Here is a 14,994-nt window from a genome sequence, read left to right on the forward strand (position 1 = left end):
ATGGAATGCGGCCCGAGCCTGACCTGCTGAGCTTTTGCGCGGTTTCGATTTTGCTTCCATGAAAGGCCATGGTCACAAACAGCACAAAGCCAAGTGTTTTCAATCGACAGTGGCCGATGGCAATTCGCCGAAACACTTTTTGTAATCTTGTGAGAACTGCCCGATATGCCAAAAGCCATATCGGTTTGCGGCGTCAGAAATTGACAGATCTTTGCCTTGTTCTGCAAGCAGGCTGCGAACCCTGTTAAGGCGGAGCCTTGTGTAATAGGCCTTTGGGCCGATACCGAATTTTTCGTTGAACGCGCGTTCCAATGTGCGCAATGACACACTGATATCCCCGCAGATCTCGCTGATGGGGACGTTTTCGTCCGGGGTCGCCGTCATCCGATCAATGGCCGCAGCAAGTGCCAGAGCTTTTCGGTTTATCCGCGGTTCCCTGCGATCCGCCCCGCCCCCCAAAGCGATCCGCAGTATCTCTTCGATCAAATGGGTTTCGCCCTGTTCTGACGAATTTGGGTTCGCCAACAAAGTCTGAATGTCGTTCAAAAGCGCAGCCGAGCGATCAGGTGGCGTTGCAGGTAACAAAAATGCCCGGAATTCCGTATCAGAAACTGCGATCCCCAGCTTCTCGCCTATTTTCATCGCATTCTCAGTTTCAACGGTCATCGTATATCCGCCGAACCCGCTGTCGCTGATACAGTCGAACTCATCGCCGCTGCCGAAGGACAGAAACGGTGGCGTTTCGATGCTGGTACCGTTCCAGTCCGTCAGTCTTGAATGGGTAGGGATGCCAAATGTGATGTGCCCCTTCGGAGACGCGCCGATCTGGTGCACACGCCGCGAGAAACCAAACTTCATAACGGAAATAAGCGGGCCGGATCTAACCTTGAAATCAGCCTGCATTTCGCCGTCTTCGATCTGACGGAAATCCATATCCCATTTGGATATTGCGGCGATCTGGTTCGGATCACGGAAAGTGGCCGCAAAAAACCGGGGCGCTTCGGGCGGGGCCAAGTCTAGTTTTGTCGATTTTTTGATGCGGTGCAAAATATCTCCCCTGTAGTTTGCATGAAAAGCTTAGTCGAAACATAGGAATATGTTCAAATGAAATTGCCCGATCCGCTTTCCGCGCCCAAACGTGGTCGCCCTCCGCTTCCGAAAGCAGAAGTGCGGTCGGAACGGATCGTGACCCTTCTTACACCCTCACAGCGTCACAGGCTTACGCGTCTTGCGGATTTAACCGGTCAGACACTTTCCAGTGTCGCCCACGATCTTATCGCACAGGGTCTGGAGCGAGAAGAAAACCCAAGGAAAAAGGAAACCTAAAGAAATGGATCTCAAGTTGTTTTTGCTGGGTTCTCTGGCGATCAGCGCACCTGCCTACGCGCAGGATGCACCCATTGCGCATGATTCCGAGTTTTATATCCTTCAGGCCCAGAACAAGGATGCCTGGGAACAGGACGATACAGCCGTTGATCAGGCTCTCGCGGCATTTCGAGACGAGAACGGTGGCAACCCCCCGAACATCATCAGTATTCTGGTCGATGACATCGGTTTTGGGGATATGGGTATCCCAGAATTGAACGCGGTACGCGGCATCAGTACCCCAAACATCAACGATTTTTCTGACGAAGCGATGCGCATGGTGCGCATGTATACAGAGCCATCCTGCACCCCGACACGTGTGGCCCAGACGACCGGTCGTCTGCCGGTTCGGATCGGAATGGGTGATACGACCGTCGACATCGCCGGTTTCGGTCTGCCCGGAGAGGAAGTGACGCTTGCCGAGGTTCTGAAGGCCGAAGGATATGCAACCTCGCATGTCGGGAAGTGGCACATGGGTGACATTGCCGAGAGCTGGGCAATGAACCAGGGGTTCGACTATGCGCAGCACGCCGTTCATCAACAGGGTCAGCTGACGATTTTCAATGACGATGCAATCCGCGAGCAGGTTTCTGTTGGTATCGCAGATTTTGTCGACGATTACACGATCGACGACTGGTTCCGCCCCGATGCATCGGCCATGGCCACGGTGATCGAAGGAAATGCCGGCGGACCTGTTCGTGAGATCCGAATGGAGCCGGGTGAGCGTTGGAACGCAGCCAAATATGATGAGATGAACCAAGCTTTTCAGGACAAAACCCTGAGTGAACTGGAACGCTTGGCCGGCGGTACTGAGCCTTTCTTCCTACAGTATTGGCCGATGATCCCGCTGGACAACACGCGGGCCGGGCGTGACGGGCCGGAAAGCGTCAATGGAGGTCTGTACGCCGACAAACTGCAAGAGCTGGATACGTATTTGGGCGAAATCTTCACGCGCATGGACGAGCTTGGCGTGGCGGATAATACGATTGTCGTGTTGATGGGCGATAACGGCCACTTCACCAAGTATTCACCGGCATCTGGTTTTACGCCAATGGTCTATCGCGGAGGCAAAGGCGATACGACCGAGGGCGGCGTTCGCGTGGACGCTTTCATAAGGTGGCCGGCTCTGATTGAACCAGACAGCATGATCAACAACATTATTCATGTGTCTGATCTTTATACGACGCTGGCTCGTTTCGGCGGCGCGGTTCAGCATATTCCCCGAGACCGGTTGATTGATGGCGTGGATCAATCTGCCTCGATCCTGTTTCAAGATGAAAGCAAAGGTCGGCGTGATCACGTGATCATCTATTCGGTGAATACCCCAAAGGCGGTCGTCAAGGACAAGCTGAAGCTCAACCTGCCCGGGCCGGGTCAAAACGCAATCATTGCAGATTTCTTTGATGTGATGCGCGACACGCACGAAAAGTACCCGGTTTCGACCGAAGTTGGTGCTTGGGGCGGGCAGGAGTTCGTCCGCATACTGGGACGCCACATGGCGAGAAAAGAGCTGTTCCCCGATACTGGCCCGGCCACAGGAATGCCGTATGAAGGAATTGAAAACCTGCGGCCGGAAACGCAACAGGCAGTCGAGGCTTTCATGGTCAAACGATCTTCGGCGCAACAATGAAACAAGGCCGCGCGCGTCAACAGAAATGCGCGGCCGCGAAATCGACACGCAACTAGGGCAAGCGTTGGCGTACTTCTTGGCCGCATCCGAAACCAATCTTGCGCCCCGCTGGTATCAGCAGCTCTGCGCAATGGAGTAAACATATGCTTATTGTCTTAGGTCTCTATTTCGGAGTGATCTGGGTGGTGTTTTCCAAGCTGGGGCTGCTTCCATGGAACCGGTTCTGGAAATCTGTCGTCTATGGGGGTGCCGCAATCATTGCTCTGGTTGTAATCGGTGCCCTCAACCACACCACACCGACAGGGCCTGTTTCGGTGCAAGGCGTTGCCACCAACATTGCCCCCAATGTGTCAGGTACTGTTGTTGACGTTTCGGTTCGCCCCAATGAGCGGGTTGCGAAAGGGGATCCGCTGTTCCGGATTGACGATACACCCTTTCGGATCGAAGTCGCCCGGCTGACAGCCAGTCTTGAAACTGCGCGTTCTGCGGCAGATCAGTTACAGTCCGATCTGGCAGCGGCGGAAGCCGACATTGAATCCCTCACCGCGCAATTGACCTTTGGCGTCCAGCGCCGTGACGACATTGTCGATCTTGAGAAGCGGGGGGCATCGACGACCTTCCAGTTGCAGGAAGCTGTGTCTGCCATCGATCAATTGTCCGCAAGCCTGCGCGCGGCCGAGGCGCGCAAAGCCGGTCTGGAGCGGCGGATTGCCGCCAAGATCGACGGTATTGATGCCGGCGTGGTCGAGGCTGAGCAGGCTTTGGCGCAGGCGCTTTGGAAGCTGGAACAAACAGTCGTGCGCGCGCCGGAAGACGGCTTTGTCACCGCCGTTTCTCTGCGTCCCGGAAATCGTGTATCTATCGCACAGGGGGCGATCTCTTTTGTTGTCCCCGATGACCGCCATCTGATCGCAAGTTTGCCCCAATCAAGTCGCATGAACGTTTCCGTCGGCGACCAGATCCGCCTTGCGCTGCGAATCCAGCCGGGCGGCGAATTACCAGGGACCGTCATATCGTTGCCCGTAGGAACGGCAGAGGGCGTTGTTGACTCGCGCACGGGCCTTCCTTCACTGCGCGATCTGGCTGGCGTGTCCAGCTATCCGGTGCTAATCGAAGTTCCGGACCAGATCAATATCGAAGATTTTCCATTCGGGACTTCCGGCACTGCGCTGGTGGTTACGGACAAGGCGGGCGCAATCGGTGTGTTGGCGGAAATCCTGTTCTGGATCACCAAAAAGCTGAATTACATCTGAAACATTGGAGGGACGAGATGAAAACAGAACTGGCAATAAAAGGCACGGGTTTGGCCTTGGTTGCGGCGTTTGGCACAACCGCTTCCGCGCAGCAAAGCGATTGGTCCCATGAAGCGACGATTTACCTTTTCATGCCTGAAACGGAAACGTCTATCGAAACCCCGTCAGGAACATTGGACGGCACGTTGAGTTTTTCTGACGCTCTGAGCAACCTGGATTTCGCCTTTATGGGCGCGTTTGCGGCATCCAATGGGCGTTGGAGCCTGCTGGCTGACTACAATTATACAAATTTATCCTTCAGCAACAGTGGTGCCGGTCCGTCTGGATCCACTCTCGATACATCATTCACCACCCAGTTCCTAAGTGGGTACGTGGCCTATCGGGTCTATGAAGATCCTTCCGTTCAACTGGACATTGCCGGTGGTTTCAGATGGTTCAGCACCGAAACCAATTTCACACTAACGTCCGGTTCGGCACCTGGGCGCACGACCGTTGTGGACGACGATTGGGTAGACCCGGTCATTGGCGCAAGAATACGTTACGTTTTTTCCGACAAATGGACGGGAACCGGGTTCGTTGATTATGGCGGCTTCCGCAGTGACAGCGAAACGTGGCAGGTTCTGTTGACGGCAGATTATGCTATCAATGACAGATGGGTGATCCGTGGCGGATATCGCTATATCGCCTTCGACCATGAGATTGGCGGCAATGATTTCGAGTTCCATCAGTCCGGGCCGGTGATCGGGGCGACCTACCGATTCTGATTGATTGTAAACGAATATTGTCTTCGGCTTTGACTTGGTACGAGACGTCAGTCGGGGAGGCGTGCATGTTTGGTCGGTGCAAACTTTTTCTTACAAGTTGTTTGCTGCGTTCCGTGAGCGGGCGCTCCACCAACCATCCTGCTTTTGCCGGTGTGATGAAGGGCTGCAAATCTGGTGGCGCGGGTAAACGCGGAACGGGTCGCAACCGATCTGCTGTCGGATTGGCCGCCTGATTCCGGTATCCAGGCGGCCCTGCCTGTCAGAACCAGCGACCAATGGCCGTGACGGATGGCGCCAAGGCTGCCGCATCCGAGATCGCCGAGAAGACAATGAATGTCGATTGGGACGACGAAGGTGTATCAAACCCGGTAAAACGGGTTGCAATACCTCCGGTACCGTTCAGGTTCGGGGGCGTCGAAAAGTCAGCCGGAAAATCCCAGGTTATTGGGCCGTTTTTGAAAAGAGCACCCTCAGCAGTCGTGCAGGCCACGGGCGCAAGAGTGGCCGTACAGATCTGAGTGCCGTCGGCAAACCGCACATAATCTCCGTTGGCATTGCTGCCGCGCTCAATGACAGCGCCGGTCGGAACACCTGCGTTTTCCGCCACTGTTCCAAGAAGGTTTCCAGGGCCGTATCCGTAGTCGGCGCGCATCAGTCGGCCCGAAGTCGTGTCGCTGGCGTCCGCCTGAACAGCTGCCCCCGACACGGTTCCGGCTACGGGATCAAAGGTCATCGCTTCAGTCCAATTGCCGCCGTCAGGAGACACTTTGATGGAAAATCCGGTTGTGCCAGACAGTCCCACTTCCGCGTGACCCGTCCAGTTCGATTGGAACAACAGCGACGCGGTATCACCTGCGCTGGCTTTGTTGATCTTCAGCTGATGCCCGCCGCCTTCGTGGCTCAGCAAGGTCGCCGGGCTGCGAACGGATAAACGGTTCGTACTGTCTGAATTGGTCGCGACCCCGACTCCGTCCAGGTTCTGAGTGCTGACTGGAAGGGGGGCCCAGGCTGTTCCTGTCCAGTATTTCAGATCTCCGGCCGCTTCATCCCAGGCGCGCCAGCCAATGTCGGGGGCCACAAAATGCCAGGCGTTGTCCAGCCAGGCGGCAAGTTCACCGGCATGTCCTGTCCAGTCCCCGGTCGGGTTGGCTCCAAGGGCATGAACTTCGCCTTGCTCGGGGACAACAGGAGGTGTCCCGGAATCTGTGGACCGTACCGAGAGTTGCACGACCAGATCGAGCTGTCTCAGGGCTTCGTTGTGGGTAACGTGTTTTTGCGCTTGTGCCGGTTGCAGCAAAGGCAGGTTCAATCGGGGGGATGTTTGTGACACGGGGGGTCCTCCTGTGGCGTCGGTCCGAAGCTTCGGTTGCGCGCTACCCTGCCGCAAAGCGCGTCAATCCTGTCTGACCGGGCCGACCGCCCAGGGAAGATTTTGGTAAGATTCTGATGTCTGCGGAGAACCCGCCGATAGGCGTTCCCGTGCAGAGCAATGCCCGGGAATCAATCTCGGGCGTAGATGTCGTCGTATCGGATGATGTCGTCTTCACCCAGATAGGTGCCAGTCTGAACTTCGATCAAAACCATGGGAACTTTCCCGGGGTTTTCCATTCGGTGTGTCGCTCCCAGTGGGATATAGACGGATTGGTTTTCGGTTACCAAACGCTCCTGATCATCGATAGTGACCTTGGCCGTGCCTTCAACCACGATCCAATGCTCGGAACGATGATGGTGAGATTGCAGGCTGAGCGACGCACCGGGATGCACATGGATGCGTTTGACCTGAAACCTGTCTCCGATCACAAGGCTTTCGAACCAGCCCCACGGACGATGATCCACCGGCAGGGATTCTGCCTGCTTCGCCCCCTTGGCCTTCAGCGCTGCAACGGCCTGTTTCACGTCCTGGGCCTTGTCCATGCTCGCGACCAGAACCGCATCGGGCATCGCAATGGCAATTACGTTTTCCAAACCCATTGCCACGACTTCCTGTGCCGGAGACTCGGACCGTATCAGTGCATTGCGGCAGTCGATTGCTGTTACTTCTCCGTTGGTCGCCACACCGTCTTCATCGGGGTTCGACAGCTCTTGGACCGCGGTCCAGCTTCCGACATCGGACCAGCCAGCGGAATAAGGCACCACGCTCAGGTTCAGGGCCTTTTCCATCACTGCATAGTCTATCGAAATGTCTTCCACACCTGCCCATGCCGCCGGGTCCAGTCGAAGAAATCCCAAATCCGTTTTTGCCTCGGCTACGGCCTTTTGAACCGGCGGGATCAGTTCGCTCGCGTGCTGTTCAAAAGCTGCAAGGATATCGCGAACTGCAAACAGGAAGATCCCCGAGTTCCAAAGATAGCTGCCATCCGACAGCATAGCCTCGGCCGTTTTCCGGTCAGGTTTTTCCACAAAACGATCCAATGGAACAGCTTCTTGGGACGTATCCGGCGGATGGCGGAGTTTGAGATAGCCGTATCCGGTTTCCGGGTGCGTTGGAGTGATGCCGAAAGTTACCAGATCGCGCCGTTCACTTATTGCCCGTACGCCTTCGGCGACGGCTTGATGAAAGGCGTCCATGTCCGGAACCACGTGATCAGACGGCGCCACCAGCATGATGCCATCCGGATCTCGCGCCGCCAGATACAAGGCTGCAGCAAGAACAGCGGGGGCGGTGTTTCGACCTTCGGGCTCGATCAGAATTGGGCCGGGGTCAATTCCGACGGCCATCAATTGTTCCGGGACAATAAAGCGAAAAGCCTCGTTGGTCAGAACAAGTGGCTTTGCATACGGGGCCTGAGAAGGGCCGAGCATCCGTTCCGCGCAATTCTGCAACAGGCTTGTTTCACCGACCAGAGGAACGAATTGCTTGGGATAGCTTTTGCGCGACAGGGGCCACAAACGTGTTCCCGAACCACCGCAAAGAATGACGGGGTAGACTGTATTGGTCATGCACGTGCCTTCGAATTGCGGGTGACTGACAGTATTGCCATGTTTTTGGTCAAGTAAAACAATCTGTGACTACTGAGCAGCTTTCCCCGTGGCGACAATGTCATTCAGATATTGGCTCAGATCATCGCGCAGGTCTTCGCGGGCAAGAGCAAAAGCAACGGTGGCTTGCAAAAAGCCTGATTTTGAACCGCAATCAAATCGCTGACCATCGAATTTATAGCCGTAGGCCGGCACTCCGGCGGCAATGTCCTGGGCGATGGCGTCGGTCAGCTGGATTTCGCCACCGCTTCCGGTTTTTTTTGCGTTGAGGTTGTTCAAAACGGACGGCCGAAGCACGTACCGGCCGATGACTGCCAAATTGGATGGCGCTTCTGATGGGTCAGGCTTTTCAACCATGCCTCGGGTGGGGACGACGGACCCGATACTGTCGCCAACATCGAGCACGCCGTAAGAGCTGGTCTTTTCCTTCGGAACTTCCATCGCCGCGACCATGTTGCCACCGGTGTCTCCGTAGGCCTCGATCATCTGTTGCAGACAGGGTTTGTCGGCGGCGATGACGTCGTCAGGCAGCATGACGGCAAATGGTTCATCGCCGATCAGCCGCCGGGCGCACCAGACCGCGTGTCCAAGCCCCAGAGCTTTGTGCTGGCGGATATAAGCGATCGCGCCGCTTTCCATATTCGTTTTGTTCAGCACGTCCAGAAGTTTGTTTTTGCCTTTGGCTTTCAGCTCCTGCTCCAGCACCAGGTTGTGGTCGAAATAGTCTTCCAGCGCGGATTTCCCGCGTGACGTTACAAAAATGAATTCCTTGATCCCGGCTGCACGGGCTTCGTCAATTGCGTATTGCACCAATGGACGATCCACCAGCGTCATGATTTCTTTTGGAACGGATTTTGTCGCTGGCAAAAAACGCGTTCCCATGCCCGCTACAGGAAAAACCGCTTTGGTAACTTTGCGTGTCATGGTGCCTCTCAATTATCAAGTTTTGCCAGCAGAGCAGGAAATGTCCGGAATGTCCTCATAGGCCGCAATGCCCTGTCAATCAATGATGCCTGATGGATCAGGCTGCTATCAGTCAAATCGTGCCACCTTGCCAAGGAGGAGTCAAAAGCCCGCTCTGATGCGGTATCCATACTGAATTTGCGTACCATGTGCTTGGATCATTGGCTGACTGCACGGTGAAGAGCGGGATATATCGCATTGGTCGATCACGAAAAATTCATAGGCTTGTTCTTCGCGGCGTATCTTGCAGATCACGAGGTTCCCCGAACCGACCCGACTGTGTTGCAGCACCGCGTATCGTGTTATTTTTGCGTGGTTTTCCCACCCGGAAACCGCGACCCGCCCAAAGCAGCCCACAACACTCATTTTCGGAAGCACGGGGTCTGAAGGACATACCGCGTCAAAGGGTGCAGACGGACAGAGTTTCTTACTTCCACAAGGGCGGCTGACCGCCTTGTTCAACGCATCCGAGTTTTTGATTTTCCCTTTTAGAGTTTGTTTTCGAATGGGCAACAATTGTTACGAGGTTCCGTAGATAGGTTCTGGAAGCGCCTGATTGTTGCACATTGGATCGATGAGCCGGCCGGGTGTCAGAGTCGGCTGAACACCTTGGTTTGCCTCACGGGGCCAGGCTTGTTTTCATCAGCGCATCCGGAAAGCAGGTCTGTTCGATGCCCAGGGTCTCTTGCCATCGACCTATCGAACGACGCGTTTTGAACCCCGGCAGCCCATCGACCCCTCCGACATCATGCCCTTTTTGTTCCAACGCCTGCTGCATCTTGGCGATATCAGATCTGTACAGCCCGCCGACCTTTCCCCAAGCGCCATTGAAATCTCCGATACCGTATTGAATACGGTCGCCAACATGGCCGACAAACAAGGCATACAGGTCGCTTTTGTTGTATTCCTTCAGAACGTAGAAGTTTGGCGTGACCAGAAATGCCGGACCATGTCGTCCTGCGGGCATCATCAAGTACCCGTCACCACGCAGCTCATGAGCTGGAAAGGGTTTGCCCGAGACGCGACGTATCCCCATCTCAACCCAGTCCTGAATAGGTCGCCCCTGATCGGGGCCTTCCAAAGCGCAAGAGACATTTTGGGGTACGACAACCTCGAATCCCCAATCCCGTGCAGGAACCCAGCCGTGTTTCATGAGGTAGTTTCCGATTGACGCAATCGTATCTTCGGGTGACCCCCAAATATCAGCCGCCCCGTCGCCGTTGCCGTCGACAGCATAGGACAAATAGTTGGACGGCATGAACTGAGGCTGACCCAAAGCGCCAGCCCAACTGCTTTTCATTTGCCGGGCGGGCTGGTGTCCTGCTTCTGCGATTTGCAGCGCGGCAACAAGCTCGGCTGTGAAATAGTCTGCCCGAGTGCTCATGAAAGCCTTAGTCGACAGTACCCGGAAAGCATCATGTCGGATCGGAACCTGTCCGTATCCGCTCTCTCTTCCCCAGATCGCCAGAATAATGCGGGCAGGAACGCCGGTTTCAGCTTCGACCGCCGCCAGAGTTGCGGCATGGCGCCGTGCCATTTTCCGTCCTGCCGATGTTGCGCCTTGTACCGACCCCGGATTGAAATAGCGACCGGGTGAGCCAAACTCGGCCTGCTTCTGGACCTTGGGCGTTTTGCGCGCGCTTCCCGGAGGCACCAGATCAGGCAATTTCCAGTCAAGGGTCACGCCGGAAAGGGCTGCTTGCATCGTCTCGCGTGTCACACCTTTGGCCTTTGCCCGAGGCCAAATGGTTTCTTGCAACCACGACTGAAACTGGCGTTCGATCGCCGCACGATCCTGTGCCAACAAGGGCTGAAAGAGCAGGATGAACCCGAAAGAGAATACCAGAATACGCATCGTCATTTTGTCTGTCCCGGTTGGGATTGCAAGTCAACGGGAAGATGCCGCAGTGGCTTGGGCCCATTTACCCGAAGTTGAATCGGGATAGACTTGGGCAATTGGTGGTTTGAAAAACTCTTGAGAAAATTCACGCACTTGTCGATAGTCGAATGATATTTTGTTTGAGGAAGGGGCAGTCAGTCATGGCACATGTAAAAACGCCCAATCCAATCCCTTTGCTTGCGATGGCGGTGATCCTGTTTGTGTCGATGCCGCACATGGTTTCCGCCAGCGACAGTTTCATGGATCCGCAAGGACCCATTGCCGCCATCCAGAAAACGCATCTGCTGCGGGCGACCGCTTTGATCATGGTGGCTGTTATCCCTGTGCTGATACTGGTACCGTTGATCGCGTTTCGTTATCGCCGCAGAAGGAACAGTCACGCAGCTTACCGACCGGATTGGGATTTTTCCGCGAAACTGGAATTCCTCATGTGGGGTGTGCCCGTTGTGATTGTGGCGCTCCTGTCGTTCTACCTTTGGAAGGCCACCCATCGGCTTGATCCATACGCGTCGGCGTTTGGTGAAGATCCGGCCTTGCGCGTGCAGGTTGTCGGGCTGGATTGGAAGTGGCTGTTCATCTATCCCGATCTTGGTATTGCCAGTGTGGGCGAGTTCGGCATTCCCACCAAAAAGCAAGTGGCTATGACGCTGACCACCGATACCGTCATGCAATCCTTCATGATCCCTGCGCTGGCGGGCCAGATTTACGCGATGCCGGGAATGACCACCCAACTGCATCTGGTCGCGGACGTCCCCGAGGTCATGCAAGGCGAGAACACGCAGTACAACGGGCGGGGTTTTACCAAACAGAAATTTCGTACCGTTGCCATGAACAGTGATGAATTTGAAAGCTGGGCCCAGAAAGTGCGCGAAAATGGTATCCGACTGGACCCGGAAACGTATCAGATGCTCGCGATGCGGACAGACAGGGATGAGGTGCAGGCGGCGCTGGGGACCGACAAGATGCCAAAGGACGCGCTGTACTTCACGATGGAACAAGATTTGTTTCAAACGATCCTGCACCGCTATCACAGCGGCAAAGCGCTGCCGGTTGATCAACAGCCGGGAACGGCATCCTTCGGGCAGGTGGTGCAGCAATGACGCCGTCCTATTCAGGATTCCTCGGCCGCCTCGACTGGGATGCGCTTCCGATCACAGGGTTGATCCAGAACCCGAACGCGAATGAGATCGTTGCCAACGCCGCGGCCGCAATCGTCTTGGTTGGCGTTGTCGTCGTGGTCAGCCTGCTCAGCTGGATTCGGTTGTGGACGCCCCTCTGGCGCGATTGGCTGACCAGTGTTGATCACAAGAAGATAGGGATCATGTATGTCGTCTTTGCCATCGTCATGCTGGCGCGCGGCGTGTTGGAAGGCGTTGTCATGCGCGCGCAGCAAGCCGCGGGCCCGGGCGACGGGTTCCTGGAAGCCGAACATTTCGCCGAGCTGTTCAGCACCCATGGCACGATCATGATTTTCTTTGTCGCGGTGCCTTTTGTCTTTGGTATCGCGAACTATGTCGTCCCGCTGATGATCGGGGCGCGGGATGTGGCGTTCCCTCGCTTGAACCAGATCAGTCTGGGCCTGACGGTGTCTTCCGGTATGATGCTTATGGTTTCGCTGGTCGTGGGGCGGTTCTCGACCGGTGGCTGGACGGCCTACCCACCGTATACCGGGGCCGCCTTCAATCCGGGCGTTGGGCCGGACTACTGGATCTGGGCGATCGTTGTATCGGGTATCGGCACGACGCTTACCGGTATCAATTTTGCCGTTACGATCTACAAGATGCGCGCGCCGGGCATGACCTTCATGCGGCTGCCGATGTATTGCTGGACCATCATATGCAGTTCGATCCTGATCGTCTTTGCCATGCCGCCGCTGGGCGTCGCGGCGCTTTTGCTGGCCGCGGACCGCTATTTGGACTTCCACTTTTTCACCAATGACCTCGGCGGCAACATGATGAACTATGCCAATCTGTTCTGGCTGTTCGGCCACCCCGAGGTTTACCTGCTGGTTCTGCCTGCCTATGGCATCTACTCCGAAGTTTTTGCGACTTTTTCGGCCAAGAGGCTCTACGGCTACAACTCGCTCGTCATCGCCACGATGTCGATCGCGGTTCTGTCGTTTACCGTCTGGCTGCACCACTTCTTCACCATGGGGCAGAGCGCCCTGATCAACGCCGTTTTTGGTATCGCAACCATGCTGATCGCCATTCCCACCGGTGTAAAAGTCTATGACTGGATGGCGACTTTGTGGCGGGGGCGCATCCGGTTCTCGGTGCCGATGCTGTATGGTTTGGCATTTTTGATGTTGTTCGTGATTGGTGGCCTGAGCGGGGTGATCCTGGCCAATCCGACCGTGGATTATCAGGTACACAATACGCTGTTCCTGGTGGCCCACTTCCACAACGTACTGTTGCCGGGTGTGCTGTTCGGACTTTTGGCCGCCTACAACTACTGGTTCCCCAAGGCATTCGGATTTCGCCTGAACGAATTCTGGGGCCGCGTCACGGTTGCCCTCTGGACCATAGGATTTTTGCTGACCTTCATGCCGCTTTATTTCGTCGGACTGATGGGGATGCCGCGCCGTTCTTTCAGCTATGATGACCCATCTTTCCATCCCTTCATGATGGTGGCGATCGTCGGGGCGCTGGTGATTACCTGCGCGTTGTTCTCGGTTCTGATCCAACTTTGGGTCAGCATCCGTGACCGCGAAAAGACCCGCGTTCCCGTTGGAGATCCATGGGATGGACGGACGTTGGAATGGTCTGTTCCGTCGCCGCCGCCGCCGTACAACTTTGCGATCATCCCAACCGTTACGGACCGGGATGATTTTGCGGCAGCAAAGGAAAAGGGGGCAGCCTACCCAACGCCCGACGCCTATGAAGATATCGATTTGCCGCGCAATACAGGCATTGGGTTCGTTCTGTGTGTCATGAGTGGTATCTGGATGTTCGCGCTGGTCTGGTGGATCTGGTGGTTGGCTGCATTGATGACGGTTCTGATGATCCTGGCGGTGATCGTCTGGACGTTCGACGACAGTACCGAGCTGACCATACCGGCGGAAGAAGTGCGCAAGGATCACGAAGCCTGGCTTGCATTGGTTCACGGTGAAAAGGCGGTGGATCGCGATTTCGAGACGTCTTCGGAAAATCGCGGCCTCGCCCGTCCCGATCTGGAGGCGGTGACATGAAGCGCGCGCCCACCCACAGCTATCCGGGTATCAACCTGGGGGAACGTCACGCGAGTGCTGACAAGGCGACCGAGGTCGTCACCTTCGGGTTCTGGGTCTTTTTGATGAGCGACCTGGTCTATTTCGGCCTGATGTTTGCGATTTACATCACGATGATCGATGCACAGGCCGGTGGTCCCGGCCCGCACGAGCTGTATGATCTCAAAAGCGTCTTTGCGCAGACGCTCATCCTGTTGACAAGCAGTCTGACGGTTGGCCTTGCCATGCTGGCGCTGAAATACAATCTGCCGCGCGCTCGCATTGTCTTGTGGTTTGGCGTCACGCTTTTTCTGGGCATCAGCTTCCTAGTGCTAGAGGTGCGTGATTTCATGGCCATGGCGGAACAAGGTGGCATTCCGCAGCGCAGCGGTTTCTTGTCGGCTTTCTTCGGACTTGTTCCGCTGCATGGCTTGCACGTCGCCGCTGGGTGCTTGTGGCTGATCGTTCTGGGTATCCAGTTGCGCGTGAAAGGGATGACGGACGTCATTATCTCGCGCGTGGTTCGGTTGGCCCTGTTCTGGCATTTTCTGGACCTGATCTGGATCGGGATCATCACCATCGTTTATTTCGGAGGTCTGACCTATGGATAAGCGCTCTGAAATGCACCGTCGCGAGCGTCGGCGCTATGTGATCGGATACGGTGGTTCGCTGCTGTTGACTTTTGCGACCTTCGGCGTGGCCCATCTGTTTGGGATCGAAACCCCCGGTGTTTACCTGACAATTGGATTGCTGGGTCTGGCCCAACTTGTTCTGCAACTTGTTTATTTCCTGCACATCGATCGCCGGCGCAGCAGCCGCGAAGACCTGCATCTGGTTCTGTTTTCCACGATGGTTCTGTTGATCATGATTTTTGGAACGGTCTGGGTGCTGGGCAATCTGGCAATTCGAATGCACATGCATGTGATGTGATGCGC

At 55.8% G+C, this 14,994-nt stretch carries 13 protein-coding genes; 8 read left to right on the forward strand and 5 right to left on the reverse strand.

Annotation, left to right across the window (positions count from 1 at the left end):
- Positions 1-99 precede the first annotated feature (99 nt).
- Complete coding sequence (locus ACR0I0_RS08700; RefSeq protein WP_480491005.1) at positions 100-1,047, reverse strand: AraC family transcriptional regulator; 948 nt, start codon at positions 1,045-1,047, stop codon at positions 100-102.
- Positions 1,048-1,104: 57 nt separating this feature from the next.
- On the opposite strand from ACR0I0_RS08700, the gene ACR0I0_RS08705 reads away from it, so the two are divergent.
- From ACR0I0_RS08705 to ACR0I0_RS08720, 4 genes are all read left to right on the forward strand, one after another.
- Complete coding sequence (locus ACR0I0_RS08705) at positions 1,105-1,326, forward strand: hypothetical protein (protein WP_480491007.1); 222 nt, start codon at positions 1,105-1,107, stop codon at positions 1,324-1,326.
- Positions 1,327-1,330: 4 nt separating this feature from the next.
- Complete coding sequence (locus tag ACR0I0_RS08710) at positions 1,331-2,995, forward strand: sulfatase-like hydrolase/transferase (protein ID WP_209835065.1); 1,665 nt, start codon at positions 1,331-1,333, stop codon at positions 2,993-2,995.
- 143 nt (positions 2,996-3,138) lie between these two features.
- Positions 3,139-4,248 carry an HlyD family secretion protein gene (locus ACR0I0_RS08715; protein WP_480491008.1) on the forward strand — a complete coding sequence of 370 codons (1,110 nt, stop codon included), beginning with the start codon at positions 3,139-3,141 and terminating at the stop codon, positions 4,246-4,248.
- 17 nt (positions 4,249-4,265) lie between these two features.
- Positions 4,266-5,012 (forward strand): outer membrane protein, encoded by a 747-nt coding sequence (locus tag ACR0I0_RS08720; protein ID WP_253285045.1) that lies wholly within the window; start codon positions 4,266-4,268, stop codon positions 5,010-5,012.
- Positions 5,013-5,271: 259 nt separating this feature from the next.
- Here the strand turns inward: ACR0I0_RS08720 and ACR0I0_RS08725 are convergent, their stop codons facing one another.
- From ACR0I0_RS08725 to ACR0I0_RS08740, 4 genes are all read right to left on the reverse strand, one after another.
- Positions 5,272-6,342: a DUF2793 domain-containing protein gene (locus ACR0I0_RS08725; protein WP_480491010.1), complete on the reverse strand. Its 1,071-nt coding sequence runs from the start codon at positions 6,340-6,342 to the stop codon at positions 5,272-5,274.
- A 170-nt stretch (positions 6,343-6,512) separates the two neighbouring features.
- Positions 6,513-7,952, reverse strand: coding sequence for a mannose-1-phosphate guanylyltransferase/mannose-6-phosphate isomerase (locus tag ACR0I0_RS08730; RefSeq protein ID WP_480491012.1), 1,440 nt, complete (start codon positions 7,950-7,952; stop codon positions 6,513-6,515).
- Positions 7,953-8,021: 69 nt separating this feature from the next.
- Positions 8,022-8,915: a UTP--glucose-1-phosphate uridylyltransferase gene (locus tag ACR0I0_RS08735; RefSeq protein WP_480491014.1), complete on the reverse strand. Its 894-nt coding sequence runs from the start codon at positions 8,913-8,915 to the stop codon at positions 8,022-8,024.
- 658 nt (positions 8,916-9,573) lie between these two features.
- Positions 9,574-10,815, reverse strand: a complete 1,242-nt coding sequence (locus tag ACR0I0_RS08740) for a lytic murein transglycosylase (RefSeq protein ID WP_480491015.1) — start codon at positions 10,813-10,815, stop codon at positions 9,574-9,576.
- 179 nt (positions 10,816-10,994) lie between these two features.
- On the opposite strand from ACR0I0_RS08740, the gene ACR0I0_RS08745 reads away from it, so the two are divergent.
- The 4 genes from ACR0I0_RS08745 to ACR0I0_RS08760 are packed head-to-tail and all read left to right on the forward strand — an operon-like array spanning position 10,995 to position 14,989.
- The gene (locus ACR0I0_RS08745; protein ID WP_253283324.1) at positions 10,995-11,954 is read left to right on the forward strand and encodes a cytochrome ubiquinol oxidase subunit II; all 960 of its coding nucleotides are present in this window, start codon (positions 10,995-10,997) and stop codon (positions 11,952-11,954) included.
- Entirely contained in the window at positions 11,951-14,041 is a 2,091-nt protein-coding gene (locus ACR0I0_RS08750; RefSeq protein WP_480491016.1) for a cbb3-type cytochrome c oxidase subunit I, read from the forward strand. The genes ACR0I0_RS08745 and ACR0I0_RS08750 overlap by 4 nt, the downstream gene beginning before the upstream one ends.
- Positions 14,038-14,670, forward strand: coding sequence for a cytochrome c oxidase subunit 3 (locus tag ACR0I0_RS08755; RefSeq protein ID WP_480491018.1), 633 nt, complete (start codon positions 14,038-14,040; stop codon positions 14,668-14,670). Before ACR0I0_RS08750 ends, ACR0I0_RS08755 begins: the two co-directional genes overlap by 4 nt.
- A complete protein-coding gene (locus ACR0I0_RS08760; RefSeq protein ID WP_224856200.1) occupies positions 14,663-14,989 on the forward strand; it encodes a cytochrome o ubiquinol oxidase subunit IV in 327 nt (108 codons plus the stop codon). The genes ACR0I0_RS08755 and ACR0I0_RS08760 overlap by 8 nt, the downstream gene beginning before the upstream one ends.
- Positions 14,990-14,994: the final 5 nt, after the last annotated feature.

The sequence above is a fragment of the Ruegeria sp. AG6 genome (genome assembly GCF_056541565.1).